This is a genomic window from Deinococcus aquatilis DSM 23025, from assembly GCF_000378445.1.
Classification (GTDB): Bacteria; Deinococcota; Deinococci; order Deinococcales; family Deinococcaceae; genus Deinococcus; species Deinococcus aquatilis.
Genome location: NZ_KB899737.1, coordinates 14084 through 31566, shown reverse-complemented (window position 1 = coordinate 31566; position 17483 = coordinate 14084). Strand labels below are relative to the sequence as shown.

Below are 17483 nucleotides of genomic sequence, written 5' to 3'. Positions count from 1 at the left end.
TAGTTCTGGCCTGTTTCCGGCTTCAAGTCGGGCCTGCTATTTGCCCCACACCATCGGCTTCTGCGCAAAGCGGATCGGGTAGACAGGTACGCGGGCATCTCCGAGAAACTGGAAGTGCAGCCAGTTGCCCGACTTGAACCCCTGGTACTGGGTTTTCAGGCTTTTGCTGAAGGTCAGAGGCCCAAAGGGTGTGGGCATGTTGGTTTTGGCGAGTTCGGCGGCCACTTTATCTTTGTCGGTGCTGCCTGCCGCATTGATCGAGGCGGCCAGCGATTTGAGGTTGACATAGGCCAGCGGTGCAAAATACTCCTCGGTGGTGGTGCCGAATTTCTTCTTGTAGGCGGCCACGAATTTACGGCTCTCGGGCTGCGGGCTGCTGGGGAGCCACAGGCTCAGGCCCGCCACGTTGTCCGACAGCTTGTTCTTCTCGAATCCCACGGGCCAGCTCGGCGGCGTGCCGTACAGCAGGCCCAGTTGCAGGTTCTGCTGCTTGACCTCGGTCGCCAGCGGCAGGGCGTCGGTGTCGTAGCCGATCCAGTACAGAATATCGGGTTTGGCGGCCTTGGCCTTGCTGACCAGTGGCCCGAAATTGCCGCTGCCCGTCTTGAATTTTTCGGCCATGACCACATTAAATCCGGCTTTCTTGAACGCGGAGATGGTGGCGTCTATTCCGGCGCTGCCGAAGGGACCGTCCTCATAGGCGATGGCGATGTTCTTGGCCTTGCGCTGCGTTTTGAGGGTCTTGAAGTAACCCAGGATGGCCTCGAAGTTGTAGTAGGCCCAGGGATGGTAATGAAAGAAATACTTGTGGTCGGCAAAAGCGTCCTCGACAGGAACTGCCGCCGCTCCGATCCAGGCCATGAAGGTGTTGTACTGCTTGGCCGGGCCGCTGATGGCGATGGACGTGGCGCTGCTGACGCCGCCCGCCATGAAGTCCACCTTGTCCACCGTGACCAGCTTGACGAACTCCGGTACTGCCTTGGCCGGAGCGCTCCCGTCATCGCCAAATTCGAGTTCCAGGGGTTTGCCCAGCACGCCGCCTGCCCGGTTGATCTCGTCGAGCGCAAGCAGGTAACCGCTGCGGGCCGCCTGTCCAGAAACGCTGCCTGCCCCACTGAGAGGAAGCAGCACGCCGACCTTCACCGCACCCGCGCCGGACAGCGCGAGCATCAAGCCCGTCAAAAGCATCTTTTTCATGTTCGGATGCAGTGTAGAGGGACGGCGTCACGGATCCGTTACACCCGTCCCCAGAGGCAGGATGACCCAGCCACGATCACCGGGCAGTGTGACTGCTCCGTAACACCCGGCGGCTACCCTGAACCAGATGCGAAACAATGAGGGTGAGGGCGCGGACAGCGGGCAGCTGGGCGGGCAGGAAGCGTCCGGCGCTGCCCAGCCGGAAGCTGTTCAGGCAGGAGAGGTTCAGTCAGGTGTACTGGAGAGAACCGCCCTCCTGGGGAAGGCAGCAACACCAGTTGCCGTGCGCCTCGGCTGGCAGTCCTGGGGAACTCTGAATGCGGCGCACGACAACGCCGTGCTGGTGTGTCACTACTACACCGGTACGATGCGTGCGGCAGGCCGCTTGCCTGACGACACGCTGGGCTGGTGGTCAACCCTGATCGGGCCGGGTGAAGCCGTGGACACTGACCGGTTTTTCGTGGTCTGCATGAACACCCTTTCCAATGTGCAGGCCCACGAAGACGGGGTCGTCACGACCGGACCAGACACCCTGCACCCCGACGGCACGCCCTGGGGAGAACGCTTTCCCGCCTGGGATTTTGCCGATCTGCATGCCCTGCAACTGGACCTGATGCACGCTCTGGCCGTACCACGCTGGCACGCCGTGATCGGCCCCAGTTTTGGGGGAATGCAGGCCCTTCAGTGGGCGGCCCGCACCCCGGAACTGGCCCAGCGGGTGGCAGTGGTGGCGGCCAGCCCGCAGTCGGGAGTGGCGCTGCGGGGGGTCTTCGGCCCGCTCATGCGTGAGATTGTCCCGACGGGCGGGTTGGACGCGGCACTTCGCCTGATCTCATTTTTCGGTCTGGGGGCCGACGGACTGCATCACCTCTTCGCGCACACCGATTTCGATGCCTACCTCCGCACCCGTGCCCAGACCGCCAGTCTGCCGCATATTCTCGATATTGCACGGGTGGTTCAGACCCACGGGCTTCCCGAACAGACCCAGGACCTGTTTGCCCGCTGGAAGAACTCGGGCCTCCGGCTGCTCACCGTGAATATCAGCGGGGACCAGTTTTTTCCGGCTGCCGAGATGCGGACGTTTGCCCAGACCAGTCAGGCTGCCGAGGTCTCCCACCGCCATCTGGAATATCCCTCGGCCTGTGGGCATCTGGGATGCGTGCAGGACACCCTGCCTTTTGCCGACGCCCTCCGCGAGCTGCTCCACGATCAGACATCCGGACCTGATCTGGCAAGCAGAGGAATCAGCGCCACTCGACTGAATCCCTGACAGAGCGCCGTGCCTCCCGCCCTCCACTGTGCCTTTAAAGCCTTCAGGGGGTTGCGGCTGGTACAGGCAGTGGCTCAGGCTCGCCGCCATAGGCCTGGAGCTGCGCCGCGCAGCGCTCTGCCAGCACCCGGAATTTTGCGTGCAGTTCTGGCGGACTGTCTATCCGGAAAGCGCAGCCCAGACCCAGTAGAAATGCCGCGAAACTGGTCAGATCCTCGCGCTGGGCACACAGGCGAGTGCCGCTGCCCTCCGCACTCAGCTCGGTGGCCCACACCGAGACGCGCCCCCGCAGATTCTCGATGGGGCAGTCCAGCCACACGCTGACCCCGAATGTGGGAGGTGGGGAATGCATGGTAGAACGCAGATACGCGGCAGCATCGAATCCGGGGGGCGGCGTAAACGGGTCGCCCAGCACCTGCAATTCACTCATGCGGTCCAGCCGAAAGGAGCGCAGCCCGGCACGCAGATGACAGAGGCCCACGGCGTACCAGCGGCCATCCAGGTGGACCACGCGGTACACGTCTGCCTGCCGGGAAGTGGAGGGAGCGGCGGGCGGGGCGTACTGGAAGGCCACCCGGCGGGTATGGCGCACCGCCCGCAGCAACGTTGCCAGCAGTTGCGCGTCGGTGCTGACCACCCACGGTGAAGCGTACAGTTGAACGCCCTGCTCCAGGGCTTCTATGTCCGTTTTGAGGGCAGTGGGCAGGCTGCGGGCCAGTTTCGCGCCTGCGGCCTCGGCAGCGGGGGCCAGAGCGTGCAGGCCCAGATGCCGCAGGGTTCTGAGGCCCAGCGCGGCGGCCAGCGCTTCCTCCGGCGTAAACATCAGGGGAGGCAGACGGAATCCGGGCTTCAGGCGGTAGGCCCCGCCCACCCCCCGGCGGCCCTCCACCGGAATGCCCAGATCCTGCAACCGCGCGATATAGCGCTGCACGGTACGTGGGCTGACCTCCAGGCGGCGGGCCAACTCTGCGCCGCTGACCTCCTCACGCGATTGCAGGAGTTCCAGTACGGTCAGGACACGCATGGACGGATCGTACATACCCTGAGTGTAGCCGGGCAGGTCGGGCGGTGGGGGACGGAGGCAGCCCCGGCAATAGGCGACACGTCCTGTCGGGAATCAGGATTACGCTGGCAACAGATTCAACCACATGCTGTTCACTCAAGGAGGTTCAATGATGACGACTGCTACCCGTCCGTCCATTCTGTCGCTGGAAGATTTCGTGACCCACTGGCAGGGCCACCGCGCCCTGACCCGCCGCGTGATCGAGGCTTTTCCGGAAGACCAGCTCTTTACCTTTACCGCCGCGCCGCCCATGCGCCCCTTTGGCATGCTCGCCAACGAGATTCATCTGGTCAGCGAGATGACCCTCGGCGGTCTCAAGGGTGGTCAATGGAACGAGCCGGACTGGGCCGCCGCTCTCCGCAGCAGGGACGAACTGCTCAGCGCCTGGGACGCCCTGAGCGAGCGCATTGCCGCCGAGGCACCCGGTGCGAATCCGGCTTTTTTTACGGACACCCATCAGTTGCCCTGGGGAGAGATGACGGGCTGGGTCGCGGCCATCTACAACATAGACAACGAAATCCACCACCGCGCTCAGGGCTACGTGTACCTCCGCGCCCTGGGGATCGAACCTCCCGCCTTCTACGAGCGGTGATCGTCAGTGCCACAGATTGCCAGCGGCCTGTTCACCGTCACCCGCGTTCCGGCTGCGGTGCAATCAGCCCCACTTCAGCCAGATTCAGTTCAGCCGGATTCGGCCAGCCCAGAAGTGTACGGGATCGGGCGCACGTTGCTGCACAAGGTCTGGAGCGGCGACCTGAGTGGGCACAGCACCGTCGAGATGCTCTCCAGCCTGAATACGGAGCTGGGTTCGGGCGCATACGTGGCCCTGGAGGGCGTCACCGCCGTCTTGCAGGGCCGCAGCGGCACGTTCGTCTTCTGTCATCTGGGCGTGCAGCACGGCGGTCACCAGACTCTCGATTACCGCATCGTGCCTGATTCTGCGGCGGGTGAGCTTGTGGGACTGACCGGGCACCTTGAACTGGTTGTCGAGGATGGGCAACACCACTACACCCTGACCTATACCCTTCCGGACTCTCTGGCCTGACCTCTGTACTTGGGAGCCAGAAACCTGCGCGGATTCGGACCGATTGCCTCACTATTCCGCACTTCCTCTCATGGAGAATAAATGTATGCCCGACCTGACCCTGCCGCTCGAAACCTTCCGGCGCAATGCCCGCGTGAACGCAGTCCTCCTGGCTGCCCTGACCCCCGACGATTTCGGCCTGAGCGATGGCCGGGGTGGGTGGACAGTCGGCAAACACCTGACGCATATGGCCGGTTTCCGCGCAGACTGGCTCTCCAACATCTCTCCAGCGCACGTCGAGCCTCTGTTCAGGCTGGTCGAGGGCCAACCTGTGTGGCGCTGGGAGGGCCACGATCCGGCAGATCTGGGAGAGGCCTTCACCCTCAGCGACGAGGCCGTGCTGCTCGCCGTCCATGACGCGCTGGAGAACAACCAGCCCTTTGCAGACCCCTGGAACGAGGGCACCTATCAGTCGAATCCAGCGCATTTCCTGATGCATACAGTGGTACACGACAGTCACCACCGGGGACAGATCATGAGTCTGCTGCGTCTGGGGGGCCACACGCGCGAGCAGATGGATGAACTGGAGAACCACTGGGCCATCTGGCGCGAGTAGGGAAGAGCCAGCAATGCGAAGCCGGATGGAATCCCCTAGTTTTTGGGATTCCATCCGGCTTGCAAAGTTCTGTGTGGCAGTTCTACAGGTTGTACCAGACAGGGGCGTATCGTCGTGAACGGACGCCCACAAGGACGCCACTCCTTCCGTTCTGCGAGGTAGACGCGTGGTTCGTGGCTATGTCTCAGGAACGTGTGCGGTGATAAGGCAGAGTCGGTATCAGACGGCTCTTCACCCAGAGCGGACGCTCTAAACGGCTGCCGCTCCCGCTTCGGCAACGGCGTGATCCTGTTCGCCCGAACCGCCGCTGACGCCAATCGCCCCGATGACTTGGCCGTCCCGCTTCAGCGGAATGCCGCCCGCAAAAATCATGATCCGTCCGTCGTTGGACGCGTTGATGCCGAAGAATTGCCCGCCCGACTGGCTTTCGCCCGCGAGGTCTTTGGTCGAAATGTCGAAGGCCCGTGAGGTATACGCCTTCTTGATGGAAATGTCGATGCTGCCAATCCAGGCACCGTCCATCCGGACGTGGGCGATCAGATTGCCGCCGCTGTCGGCCACGGCAATGTTCATCGGCTGACCGATCTCTACGGCTTTCTGTTCGGCGGCCTGAATAATTCTGCGGGCGTCTTCGAGATTCAACATGGGTCTCCTTGTGGTTTTCCTGCGCTCAGCATACGCGGGCCGTGCTGCAGAACGAACCTGCTCTGGCCGCCCGGTGTCCTGCTGGTCTTCATGGGGTCTTCAGCAACAGATCAGGGACTGACCGCCCCAACGTTCGGATAGAACACCAGGGCCACGGGCAGAAAGGAACCCCCTGTCGGAATGAACGACATCCGGAAGGTCTTCGAGGGTGTGCGCCACAGCATCAGCGGAAGGTCGCCATTGGTCAGGACGCCGGAACCCGGAATTCTGATGATCTGGCGGTCCTGTCCGTCTTCCACGGTGAGGCCGCCCCGGTAAGGCCCCGCACGCGGTACAAAGCTGACCACAGTGCTGCTGCCAGGAACGGTGTTTTCCACCGTGATGTCGTACTGCACACCGTAATTTCCGTTCAGGCGTTGCGGCGCTCCAGTGGTGGCGTCTATCCCGCTGAGGGCCGGGTCGGTGGTGCTGTCTCCCAGCATGACCCGGACAGGCGAGGCTCCCAGACGCACATTCAGGCTCCGCACCGCTCCAGGAAACGTGCCGCGTTGATGTTGGGCATCTGGCGGCAAAAGTGGCAGCGTCCGCAGGGTCTCCTCGGTCAGGGGCCGCCCCTCTTCCAGCATGACCACGCTCAGTTCCGCCTCTCCATTGATTTGCAGATCCATCAACACCTTGGCACCCTGTTCTGGAGCCAGAAGTGGGCTGGTGTACAGGGGAGTACTTCCCTGGGCCTGCAATTCCTGGCGGGAACTGCCGTTATCGGTCAGGAAATCCAGCACGCTGACCTGCCCCAGCACGCTCTCCACGCTTGTGCCGCCCGCGCTTCCTCCACGGAGCACCTGCACCGACGTTCCTGCGCTGCGGGGCCGCGCAAGCACATACAGCCGCGCAGGCTTGGCTAGACGGTTCAGGTGATAGGCCACCACGCGCACCCGTCCGGAGGCGCGGTCTCGGTACAGGGTGCCGCTCTGTTTGGGTGCCTCCGGGGAATCGCTGAACAGCAGCGGGAAAGAAGCGCCGGACTGCGTGACGGGGGTCAGGGCCGGGTAGGCCGGATTGAGTGGATCGCGAAACGTCGAGCCGAGAGGCGTGTTCCGCAGGGCGTAAGAAAGCGGCGTGTTGACGGTTGCCCCCTGCACGCGGATGACGCGCGAGGAGGGCGCACTGACGCGGCCCTTGCTGTTCGTGACCACCAGAGTCACGCGGTATTCGCCGGGAGTAAAGAACACCTCGTTCATGCCTTCCCAGTGGCGCGACAGGTTCAGGCCCTCTGGATCAAAGGAAAAGTCGGTGTAGGTGACGCGTTCGCCCGGCGCATAGATGGTTTTGTTGGTTGCAAAACGCGCTTCGGGCAACCCGGAAACCGCCGGTTGCGGCGCAGCAGGGGAGGTGGCAGGAGCGGCAGGCGAACTGCCTGGGGGGGTCACGGCCACTGGCGTGCTGGGGGCCGTCAGCGCGTCGCTGGGGAGCGCCGTGATCGACAGGATTCCGCCGGGCCGGGCGACCAGTTGGCCGTCTAACGCGTAGGCCAGCAGACGCGCTTCCACAAGGGGATCTCCGCCCGCAGTCAGCACCAGTTCACCGGCATACGGCACATCGTCGATGGTCATGGTGCGGTTGCTGGTCTGAACCACCAGGCGGCCCACCTGGATAAGGGTTCCGCTGTTCTGCACGGGCCGTCCCAGCAGGGCCGCCGTTTCACGCAGAGGCAACAGCAGGGTGGTTCCGATGAACTGCGGAGGAGTCCGGAGTTGAACGCTGCGTCCCGCCTGGGTGATCTGGCCCGTCGGAGAGATCAACAATTCTGCGTTTGTGGCGGCCAAAACGGGTGTAGACAGCAGAGCACACAACATCAGGGTACGGAGGGGACGGGAGAACGGCACGCGGCACAGTATGACCGAGGCCTCAGAGAGCTGTCTGCGCCTGAGACGCTTGTTCTTCAGGGAACCTTTAAGCAGAGGGCTACCCCAGAAACAGATGAGCTTCCACCCATGAGGGCACTTCTAGACAGTCGCTCCAGGAGGAGCACTGCCTATACCAAGAGTTTTCGCTCCTGACCCTGCCGTCAGACCGTGGGTGTGAGGATTTCCTCGGGACTCTGGCGTCCGGGACGTTACCCTAGGACATGGCTTCTGGCGATTCCAACTCTTCTCCGACCTCTCGGTATGGCCGCCACGCCTCTCAGCCGAAGGAATGGGACGCGGTAGACGTTCCCGACGACCTCGAAGCCGACGTGCAGGAGTGGGACGCCGTCGATGAACTGGCAGACCTCAAGTTGCCGGGTCTCCCGAAGGCTGCACCCGTGCCCGCCCCTCCTGCCCCTCAACCCAGTTTTATGGACCGCGTCAAAGCACGCTTGAAGCGCAAAATTTAACCCGTAACCGGGACAGGCTCGCAGGAAAAGAACTTTAAGACGCGCTCGGCGGCTGCTGGGCCGTCAAATTCTGCTGAAGGGATGCCCGCCACAGATCAGGGGTCATTGCCCTACAAAACCAGAGTCGCTTCATGCTCAGGCTACAGCCGCGCACCGTTCACATCAGCGGCAGTGCTCAGCAGCAGCGAGGTGAAGCAGAACGCCTCCTGCGCCGTGTCATATACCTGCTCTCTGCACACGCCGCCGCACGTGTGACCAGGCGTGCTCGATGGCCTGTGGCGTCGTCTCGAACAGGTGATGCCGGTCGGTGGTGAGGGTTTCGAGCAACTCCATGCGGGTCAGCAGGGCCAGCGGTTGGGGCTGTACGCCGCTGAGCAGCAACGTGATGCCGCATGACTGGAGTTCCCGGTGGATACCGTCAAGGGCCTGGGCACCACTCGCGTCCAGGTGATGCACACGTCGCAGGCGCAGAATCACCACATCTACATCCTGATTGGCGGTCAGATTCTCCAGAAAGCGGCCCGCCACGCCGAAAAACAGCGGCCCTTCGACCCGGTATGCCAACACCCGCGAACGCAGCAGCGCCAGGTCGGCGTCACTGGGAGCGCTCTCTGTGATGTCCATTTCCTCTACATGCAGGCTGCGGATCATGCGCTGAATGAACAGCACGCCTGCCAGGGCCAGACCCACCTCGATGGCGAGAATCAGGTCGAAGGCAACCGTGACGACCAGCGTGGCGAGCATGGTGAAAAAGTCGCTGCGGGTGGATCGGCGCAGGGCCTGCCAAGCATGGGTTTCAAACATACGGAGAGCCGTGACGAGCAAAATCCCCGCCAGGACGCTCAGCGGCACCAGGGCGGCTGCACGGCCCAGCAGAAGTACGACCAGGAGCAGGAACAGGGCGTGAATGATGCCGGTCAGGCGGGTCTGTCCGCCGCTACGTACCCCGACGGCAGTGCGGGCGATGGCCCCAGTGGCGGGAATACCGCCGAACAGGGGCACAATCAGGTTTGCCAGCCCCTGACCGAACAGTTCCCGGTCAGGGGTATGCCGCACGCCACGGGTCATGCCGTCGGCCACCACCGCTGAGAGCAGGCTTTCGAGACCGGCCAGAATCGCCACCGCCACGGCAGCGCTGAACAGGGCCGGGACGGTGGCGAGGTCGAACGCAGGCAGATGAGGCAGGGGCAGCCCCGCCGGAATGACGCCGATGCGCGGCACACCGAGAGGCAGGGCCAGACTGATCCCGGTCACCAGCAGCAGAGCCACGATTCCGCCGGGAATGCGGGTGGTGACGCGCGGCCACAGCAACATGATGGCGGCGGTGGCTGCCGTGAGTGCAAGCGGGGCCAGTTGTGGGGCATTCAGGTACGTGCGCAGGACCTCGAAAGAGGTCGGCAGAATGCCTTCTCCTCTGGGGGCGGCGAGGCCCAGCATGGCAGGAAGCTGTTGCAGAGCGATGATGATGGCGATGCCGTTGGTAAACCCGGTGATGACGGGCCAGGGGATCAGGTGGACGGCGCGGCCCAGGCGAAGCAGGCTGGCGAGAATCAGCAGGCCCCCGGCCATCATGCCGATCACGAACACCTGGGACAGCCCGTACTGGGCAATGATGGGCAGCAGAACAACCGTCATTGCCCCGGTAGGACCAGTGATCTGGAAACGGCTGCCACCGAAGGCACTGGCGACCAGCCCCGCGATGATGGCCGTGATCAGGCCAGCAGCAGCCCCCGCGCCACTGGTGACGCCGAACGCGAGGGCCAGGGGCAGGGCGACGATCCCGACAGTGACACCAGCAAGGAGGTCTTGCAGAAAGCGGGGGCGGGTGTAGCCCCCAAATTCGGTCTTCCAGGCGGGAATGGGATTGAGGACACTCCAGGGGGAAACGGGCGTGGCTTGCCCGGGGGTGCTCACCGCCCCATCACCTGCGCGTCGATTTCCTGCCGGTGGCGGTTGAGTTGGCGCTCGTACAGCTGGCGACCCAGGTCGAGAAAGATGTACACCTCAGCATCTTCATTGCGGTAGTAGGCAAGCGTGCCTTCCTTGCGGAAAGTGATGAAGTGGTGGACGCGCAACACGGCGAGGTGCTGGCTGATGGTGGCCTGCTCGCCTCCAGTGAGTTCCTGAAGCTGCGTGACTGTTTTTTCGCCTTCCCGCAGAGCATCAAGGATCGCCAGACGCAGAGGGTGGGCAAGACTCTTGAAGAGGCTAGCTTTGTAGCGGTGAATGCTCTGCTTCATAAGAAGAATATAATATATGAATAGTCTAATGTTTGAGAGATAGGATGCAGGAGAGGGTGCGGAGGCCAGCGCGTGCAGAGCCAGAAAGTCCTCGCTGAAGCAGGTCGAACGGATCACTCTGCCCACCGACTCAGAGCTGAATTCCAGCCGAATTCATAGAAGAACTGCTATCTATCAGGAGATTAATAGTGCCCAGTCAATCACGCCTCATCCTGCTTGTTCCGCGCATTTTCCTCGGCCTAATTGGGCTGTTTCTGCTGATTCAACTTGTTCCTTACGGGCACGCCCATGCCAATCCGGCGGTGCAGGCCACGCCCAACAACCGGGTGTACGCAAAACCGACTCAGGGCCAGTGGGCTTCTGAGTCGGTTTTGCTGCTGTTCCTCGGATCTACACCTGGCTCTGCATCCCTGTCCTCTCGTCAGAACATCTTTTCTTCCTTGCTCGCTCCACTCGGATCACCTGAGGGCGATTAAGGAGATGCTCGGGCGGCCCCAGGGGAGGCAAAAACAGCAGCCCTTCCCAGGAACATCACGGAATTCAGCCAGGCTCTCCAACGAAAACGCCGTCTTGCTGGAAGACTTCCCCGTCCAGCAGAATTTGACCGCCGGGGCGCAGGTCACGGATCATGTCCCAGTGCAGGGCAGAATGGTTGGTGCCCCCGGTTTCCGGGTAGCTTTTGCCCAGGGCCAGATGGACGGTGCCCCCGATTTTTTCATCGAACAGGATGTTCATGCTGGGCAACTGGATGCCGTCATTGGTGCCGATGCCCAGTTCTCCCACAAAACGTGCGCCGTCGTCGGTGGCAAGGGCCGCTTGCAGGGCGTCGTTTCCCTCTTCGGCGTGGGCTTCCACAACCTTGCCCTGCTCGAAGCGCAGGCGAATGCCGCTGACCCGGCGGCCCTGAAAGGTGGTGGGCAGATCGTACAGAATATGGCCCTCCACGCTGTCCTCAATCGCCCCGGTAAATACCTCGCCGCTGGGCATGTTGCGTTTTCCATCGCTGTTGACCCAACCCCGGCCCTTGACGCTCATGCGCAGGTCTGTTTCGGGGGCCAGAATCCGCACCTCGTCTGCACGACTCAGGCGCTCGATCAGGCGGGCCTGCCGGGTACGAATTTCGCCCCACGCCGCCACTGGGTCAGGGCGATCCAGGAACAGGGCGCTGGCAACGAAGGCCTCGTAGTCGGCCTGCGAAAGCCCCGCCATTTCAGCTCCCTGAGGGGTGGGAAACAGGGTCAGTGTCCAGCGCCGCTGAGCACGCGCCGAAGCCACCGGGCCAAGGGTGCGGGTAGACCGCGCCTGCCGGGCCGGGTCAGAAGCGCCGGAGGGATGTTGCGGCGTCAGAATTCGGATGCTGGCCTGCACGCTTTCTATATCGGCCAGATCAGCGGCGTGCAGGGTATCCAACAGGTCATCCGAGGCCAGACGCAGAAAATCTTCCTGCTGACTGGGGTATTCCAGCCGCAGCACAGGCCGCGCCCCACGCATCAGCAGCGTGCGGTGAATGGCCTCCACCAGAGGCAGGGCCAGCGTGGTGGAAGCCACCAGCACCCGTTCTCCGGGCTGGGCAGAAATACAGTAATCCACCATCAGGGCGGCGTGTTTTTCGGGATCGTAGGCCGACGGGTTGGGTTCAGACGAAAAGGGGGTCATAGGTTGGTCACGGCTCCTCCATCGACCAGCAGCGTACTTCCGGTCACGTAGGACGCAGCCGAAGAGCACAGGAAAGCGGCCACCCGCCCGAATTCGGCAGGCTCACCCAGTCGGCCCAGCGGCACTTCCTGCTCGGTCTGGGTACGCACCTCCTGCCAGGAGCGGCCTTCGCGGGCGGCGCGGGCTTCGTCCAGTTCCTGAATGCGCTCGGTCAGCACCCGCCCCGGCGCGATACAGTTCACGGCCACCTGCGGCGCAAGTTCGATGCTCAGCGATTTCATCAGGCCGTGCACAGCGGGCCGGAACACGTTGGAAAGGGTCAGGTTGGGCAGGGGCCGCCGGACGCTGGAACTGACGATGGTCAGCACCCGGCCCCCATTTTGGCGCAGATGGGGCAACGCCGCGCGGGTCAGGCGCACGGTGCTCATCAGCGTGAGTTGGAAGGCCGATTCCCAGGCGTCGTCGTCAAATTTCTCGAAGCCACCGGGGGGCGGGCCGCCTGCATTGCAGACCAGGATGCCCAGCCCTCCCAATGCCTCGGCGGCCTGCTGCACCACATCGCGGCACGCCGCCGCCTCGCGCACATCGGCTTGCAGGGCCAGTACAGGCCGTCCTGTTTCGGCTTCTATGCGCTGGGCGGCGGCCTGTGCCCGCTCCAGATCACGCGAACACAGCGCCACACGCGCTCCCTCGCGGGCCAGTTCCAGCGCTGTGGCGTAGCCCAGGCCGCTGCTGGCCGCTGTAACCAGGGCGGGGGTCGAATCTGGAAAAAGATTCATACGTGCCCGTACTTGGCGAGCACTTCCGGCAGGGTCGCCCCCTGATCAAGGTCTTCGCGGATGCGCTGTTCCTGTGCAGTGAGGGCCTCGGCCTGCTCCAGCACCTCCAAAACCAGCTCTGCCGGAATGACCATAGCCCCATCAAAGTCGGCCAGAATAAAGTCACCGGGGCGCACCATCACGCGCTCGCTGGTGGCTCCGGGCAGGTACACCGGAATCTGCCAGGCGTTGACCTGCCAGCGCCCAATCGACTGAACGGGCGTGCGGTAGCGGGCAAACACCGGGTAATTCATGCGGGCCAGCCATTCGATGTCGCGGATGCCGCCGTCGACCAACGCGCCCACGCTGCCCCGGTGCTGCATTCCCCGCGCAATCAGCTCGCCAAAAAAGCAGATGCCCGTGGCTCCGCCGCCGCTCCAGACGCTCAGTTCATCGGGGCCGATGCCGCTGACCGCTTCCATTTTCTTGGGGTCGCCCGTGCCCGGATAGGGGGTCATCTGGCCGCGAATGGTGTAGGCCCAGCCGCCCATTTTTTCAAGGCGCTCCCGGATAGGCCAGAACTCGGAGCTGAGGCCGTATTCGGTGTGCCCGAGTTGATCCAGAACGTCGGCCACGTTGGCGGTATCGACTTGAAGGTAACGTTGCCGCAGGTCGCGGCGTTCATCGGCGCTGAAGGTCATGAGGCTCCTGAGGGGGATTGAAGTGGGGCGGCAGGCTGCGGAACGCTCAGCCAGTGCAGGGGCGCGTGGCCGTGGGCCAGTAATTGATCGTGAAATTCTCGGGGGGGCAGCGCAGAAGCCGCGCGGAGACGGCGAATCTGCTGGGTGCCCAGCCAGTACATCAGGCGGGTGGCGGGCAACATGCTGTTGCGGGTGCTTTCGGCCCAGACCCGCGCTTCGGGAAAGCCCACCTCGTCGCGGTAAAAGGCCCGCATCTGCTCCAGAGTCCACTGGCCCAGATGCAGTTTGATGTCCGCGATGCAGCAGGCCGCATTACGCCGCTCGAAGCTCTTGAGCAGGAGTCCCTCTTCGGGCGTATAAAAGCCCTCGGCTTCCAGCAACAGGTCTTCGGCGTAGCAGGCCCAGCCTTCTACCGCCGTGCCCGAACTCAGAAAGGTGAGGCCCAGTGCGCTGTCCGTGCCGCCCAGGCGGGCCAGCCGGGACGGGGATTGCCGCGCCCGCGCATTCTGGGTGTGGTGGCCCACCGAACCGTGATGGACGGCATGCACCAGCTTGATAAAGCTGACGCTGGGGGGCGTACCGTCCTCCACCACCCAGTACACGCTGCCTTCACCCGCACGGGCCGCAGCGGGCGAACGGTAAAACAGGAAATACAGGTCACGCGAGACCTGCCGCGCCCAGTCGGGCATGGGCCGGAAGTCCAGCCCGTAGTCGCTGGCCCCCGTGACCAATCCGGCCTTGTCTGCCGCCTCCAGTGCCCGCTGGTGCCACTGGCGGTAGGTGTCGGCCAACTCGGAGGGGTCGGGCCGAACCGCGTCCAGACCAGCCAGAACACTCTGCCAGCTCATGCCGAAGGCCAGGGCGTCTTGCTCCAGCTCGGCAGTCAGGTGGGCGAAAGCGGCCTCGGCCTGTGCCAGAGCTTCGTGCGGTCCAAAAGGCAGGCCGTGAACGCGCCGCATCAGCAGTTCCAGATGGGCTTCTCCGCAGGCCGTGGATACCTCTGGGGAACTCCGCAGCGGCCCCTGCACCTCTGCCGCGAATGCTTCAGCAGCCTGGGTCGCCTGCTCTGCCGCGCTAGAAAGGGCCGCGTCTGAGGCATCGGCGGCGGGATGCAGCCAGAGTTCCTGTTTCAGGAAGCCCGCCAGAGACGCCGCTTCGGTGGCCGCCCGCGTAGACCAGTCGGCGGGAATCTGCGGAGCCGAACGCAGTTGGGCCAGCCCTTCATCCAGAAAGCGGGGCAGGTCGTTCAGGCGGGCCGTGAGAGCCGTACGGACTTCTTCCGGCGTTGCTCCGGGCCGGGGCAGCAGCAAGGAGATGACCCCAAACGCGGCCTCGCCCGTGTACCACGCCGGATTCAGCAGCCGTGAAGCCCGGTTCAGTTCGGCGGCGGCATGTGTCAGTTGGGCGTCCAGCAAACGGGCGTCCAGTTGCTCACCTGCGTGCTGGGGCGGATCAAGGGCGTCCAGAGCGGCACGCAACGCCTGTAGGCCTTCGCGCTCCTGTTGCGCCACCTGCGGGCCAGCCGGGGGCAGGCGGTGGTCGTGTCCGGGCAGCCCCATGAAGGTCAGATCCACGGGCCGGAACTGGGCATGGAGTTCTAGATACGCGTCTACCAGCGCAGAAATTCCGCTTGCAGCCTCGTTCATAGGGTGCTGATCGCAGAAGCCTCAGCCGCCCGCGTCTCTTCAGGGTAGAGCGGCAGATCGACCCAGCGGCGCTCGGTGTTCGATTGCACGATGGCATTCACGACTTCCTGACTCTTGGCCCCATCGTAAAAGGTGCATTCCTCGGGCGTGCCGTCCAGAATCTCATCGACAAAATGGCGAACCAGATTGCGGTAATACAGCTCGGGCCAGGGCGTATGCAGGGTCGTGCCGGGAGGATAGGCGCTGTCGGGCAGCGGTACGTCGCGGAATTCCACCTGATCGGGCGTGGCGAAGCGCAGCGTTTCGGCCACACCGTTTTCCTCGACCAAGCGGGCCACCGCCGCCCCCTTGCTGCCGTACACCCGCAGTTCTACGCCGGGATAATTGCCGATGGCGATGTAACTGGTCTGCAAGATGCCCTGCGCTCCGCTGGCAAATTCGGCCAGGGCCACGGTTCCGTCCTCGACCTGAATGCGCTGCAAGCCCTCGCCGTAGCCGCGCACCACCCGCTCGGGCACGAAGTTTTTCATGCTGCCGATCACGCTGCTGTATTCGCCCACGCACCAGCGCACCAGGTCCAGCAGATGCGAGCCGTACCCGACCACCGAGGACGGAATCAGGGTATTAAAATCCGCGCCCGCCGTGACCTGCCGCAGCGGAAACTGGGGATCCAGAAACTGGCTGTTCTGTTCGAGGCCATGCACATGAAAAATCTCGCCCAGTGTGCCGTCCTGAATCCAGCGCTGCACCTGCCGGATCGCCGGGGAATAGCGGAAAGTAAAGCCCAGCTTGGTACGGACGCCTGCTTCGCGGGCCTTGCGGGCGGCCATGAAGGCGTCGGCGGCGTCGTGGGCCAGCGGTTTTTCGCTCAGGACGTGTTTGCCTGCGGCGATGGCGGCCAGACTGAGGGGCAAATGCGTGTCGGTGGGCGTGCAGACATCCACCATCTCGATATCGGGGTCTTGCAGCATCTCGCGGTAGTCGGTGTAGACCCGCCGCGCCCCGAACATCTGGGCCAGTCGGTGGGCCCGTTCCGGCACGCTGTCGCAGATGGCGACCAGATCGACGCGGTCATAGGCGGCGTACCCCGGCAGGTGGGCCGATTCTGCCCAGGCATGTGCGCCGATCACGCCGACGCCGAGTTTTTTCGAAGAAGAGGTCATGGCAGGGCCTTTCCGATGCTGTTCACGTAGGTCTCCAGTTCGTCGTAGTTGTGAAAGCCCAGCTCGCGCTGACCTTCCTCGATTTCGTAGATCATCTCGCAGAGTCGGGCGTTGAGGCGGGTATCGGCCCCGACCCGCTCGCCAAAGGCAATCAGCTTGCCGTTGCTGGAGCGCACCTCGCTGGGGCGGTTGCGGTACACGATGTCCCACCAGATGCCGCTGCCTTTTTTCTTGAAGCTGTGGGCCTGCGGTTTCTGGTCTTTTTTCAGAAGCCAGATGGCGTGCTGAATGTTGTCCAGCAGCTTCTGCGTTTCGGCAGGAGTATTGGGCTTGTAGTTGGCCGGGTCAAAAAAGTCGAAGGCTTCGACCTGAATGCCGTTGGCCTCGGCAATTTCGAGGGCCTCGCGCACCACCGCGCCTGCCACACGGGCATAGCGTTCCGATCCCAGACTTTCGGTCACGGGCGCGTTGACCAGCGCACTGAACACCACCTGGGCGCTGTACACCTCTTTGGCCCAGATCTGGCCCCAGATGTTGTCCGAGAGTTGCACCTCGGTCAGCGCCTCCAGGCAGCGGGCCAGTTCCAGCAGGCGCGGGGTGCGCTCGCCAGTCATTTCACCCAACTGGATGGGGCCTTCGTGCACAAATTCGATGTGGCCGGGATCGACCAACGCGCCGCCGTAATTGGGAATGCTGCCCATCACGCGCTCTGCGCCGCCCAGTCCAGCCTGCTCCAGCCGCGCGATCAGATCAGGCTCGTTAAAGCCGTTCTGATAGGACACCACGAAGGTTTCCGGCCCGAACAGCGGCAGGACGCTTTCGAGCGCTTCCAGGCTGTGCTGCGATTTGGTGGCGATCATCACGCACTCCAGCGGGCCAGTCAGCTCGTGCGGGTGCAGGGCCTTCACTTCAAAGTGGAGGTCGCCGCGAACGCCGTCTACTCGCAGTCCATTGGCCTTGAGGGCGTCGATATGTTCGGCCCAGCGGTCCGTCAGGGTCACGTCGTGGCCCATTTTGGACATATAGGCCCCCGCGAGGCCGCCGATAGCACCGGCCCCAATAATGGTTATCTTCATGGTTGTTTCCTTGGGTCAGAGAGACTTGGGTATTAAGAGTTGGGCGAGAGG

17 protein-coding genes are annotated in these 17483 nt (G+C 63.4%); 5 read left to right on the top strand and 12 right to left on the bottom strand.

Annotation, left to right across the window (positions count from 1 at the left end):
- Positions 1–36: 36 nt before the first annotated feature.
- Positions 37–1197: an ABC transporter substrate-binding protein gene (locus tag F561_RS0118900; protein ID WP_019011536.1), complete on the bottom strand. Its 1161-nt coding sequence runs from the start codon at positions 1195–1197 to the stop codon at positions 37–39.
- A 127-nt stretch (positions 1198–1324) separates the two neighbouring features.
- Between F561_RS0118900 and F561_RS0118895 the strand changes: the two genes are divergently transcribed.
- Positions 1325–2467 (top strand): alpha/beta fold hydrolase, encoded by a 1143-nt coding sequence (locus F561_RS0118895; RefSeq protein WP_019011535.1) that lies wholly within the window; start codon positions 1325–1327, stop codon positions 2465–2467.
- Positions 2468–2510: 43 nt separating this feature from the next.
- On the opposite strand, the gene F561_RS0118890 is transcribed toward F561_RS0118895, so the two are convergent.
- Entirely contained in the window at positions 2511–3506 is a 996-nt protein-coding gene (locus tag F561_RS0118890) for a helix-turn-helix transcriptional regulator (protein WP_019011534.1), read from the bottom strand.
- Between the two features lie 136 nt (positions 3507–3642).
- Between F561_RS0118890 and F561_RS0118885 the strand changes: the two genes are divergently transcribed.
- The 3 genes from F561_RS0118885 to F561_RS0118875 all read left to right on the top strand — a co-directional run bounded on the left by F561_RS0118885 (position 3643) and on the right by F561_RS0118875 (position 5170).
- Positions 3643–4122, top strand: a complete 480-nt coding sequence (locus F561_RS0118885; RefSeq protein ID WP_026299067.1) for a DinB family protein — start codon at positions 3643–3645, stop codon at positions 4120–4122.
- Positions 4123–4128: 6 nt separating this feature from the next.
- Entirely contained in the window at positions 4129–4575 is a 447-nt protein-coding gene (locus F561_RS0118880) for a DUF3224 domain-containing protein (RefSeq protein ID WP_019011532.1), read from the top strand.
- Positions 4576–4660: 85 nt separating this feature from the next.
- Positions 4661–5170 carry a DinB family protein gene (locus tag F561_RS0118875; protein WP_019011531.1) on the top strand — a complete coding sequence of 170 codons (510 nt, stop codon included), beginning with the start codon at positions 4661–4663 and terminating at the stop codon, positions 5168–5170.
- A gap of 249 nt (positions 5171–5419) precedes the next feature.
- Here the strand turns inward: F561_RS0118875 and F561_RS0118870 are convergent, their stop codons facing one another.
- Complete coding sequence (locus F561_RS0118870) at positions 5420–5815, bottom strand: GlcG/HbpS family heme-binding protein (protein ID WP_019011530.1); 396 nt, start codon at positions 5813–5815, stop codon at positions 5420–5422.
- Positions 5816–5925: 110 nt separating this feature from the next.
- Positions 5926–7701 (bottom strand): hypothetical protein, encoded by a 1776-nt coding sequence (locus tag F561_RS0118865; protein ID WP_026299065.1) that lies wholly within the window; start codon positions 7699–7701, stop codon positions 5926–5928.
- 242 nt (positions 7702–7943) lie between these two features.
- Between F561_RS0118865 and F561_RS0118860 the strand changes: the two genes are divergently transcribed.
- A complete protein-coding gene (locus F561_RS0118860) occupies positions 7944–8192 on the top strand; it encodes a hypothetical protein (RefSeq protein ID WP_019011528.1) in 249 nt (82 codons plus the stop codon).
- A 216-nt stretch (positions 8193–8408) separates the two neighbouring features.
- Here F561_RS0118860 and F561_RS0118855 read toward each other — a convergent pair whose 3' ends face one another.
- The 8 genes from F561_RS0118855 to F561_RS0118815 all read right to left on the bottom strand — a co-directional run bounded on the left by F561_RS0118855 (position 8409) and on the right by F561_RS0118815 (position 17432).
- Complete coding sequence (locus tag F561_RS0118855) at positions 8409–10106, bottom strand: SulP family inorganic anion transporter (protein WP_019011527.1); 1698 nt, start codon at positions 10104–10106, stop codon at positions 8409–8411.
- Positions 10103–10432, bottom strand: a complete 330-nt coding sequence (locus F561_RS0118850; protein ID WP_019011526.1) for an ArsR/SmtB family transcription factor — start codon at positions 10430–10432, stop codon at positions 10103–10105. Before F561_RS0118850 ends, F561_RS0118855 begins: the two co-directional genes overlap by 4 nt.
- 540 nt (positions 10433–10972) lie before the next feature.
- Complete coding sequence (locus F561_RS0118840) at positions 10973–12088, bottom strand: aminopeptidase (protein ID WP_019011524.1); 1116 nt, start codon at positions 12086–12088, stop codon at positions 10973–10975.
- Positions 12085–12867, bottom strand: a complete 783-nt coding sequence (locus F561_RS0118835; protein WP_019011523.1) for an SDR family oxidoreductase — start codon at positions 12865–12867, stop codon at positions 12085–12087. The genes F561_RS0118840 and F561_RS0118835 overlap by 4 nt, the downstream gene beginning before the upstream one ends.
- Positions 12864–13547 carry an RraA family protein gene (locus tag F561_RS0118830; RefSeq protein WP_019011522.1) on the bottom strand — a complete coding sequence of 228 codons (684 nt, stop codon included), beginning with the start codon at positions 13545–13547 and terminating at the stop codon, positions 12864–12866. Before F561_RS0118830 ends, F561_RS0118835 begins: the two co-directional genes overlap by 4 nt.
- Positions 13544–15193: a DUF885 family protein gene (locus tag F561_RS0118825; RefSeq protein WP_019011521.1), complete on the bottom strand. Its 1650-nt coding sequence runs from the start codon at positions 15191–15193 to the stop codon at positions 13544–13546. Before F561_RS0118825 ends, F561_RS0118830 begins: the two co-directional genes overlap by 4 nt.
- Positions 15190–16356 (bottom strand): Gfo/Idh/MocA family protein, encoded by a 1167-nt coding sequence (locus F561_RS0118820; RefSeq protein ID WP_019011520.1) that lies wholly within the window; start codon positions 16354–16356, stop codon positions 15190–15192. Before F561_RS0118820 ends, F561_RS0118825 begins: the two co-directional genes overlap by 4 nt.
- Positions 16353–17432, bottom strand: coding sequence for a ketopantoate reductase family protein (locus F561_RS0118815; RefSeq protein ID WP_019011519.1), 1080 nt, complete (start codon positions 17430–17432; stop codon positions 16353–16355). The genes F561_RS0118820 and F561_RS0118815 overlap by 4 nt, the downstream gene beginning before the upstream one ends.
- Positions 17433–17483: the final 51 nt, after the last annotated feature.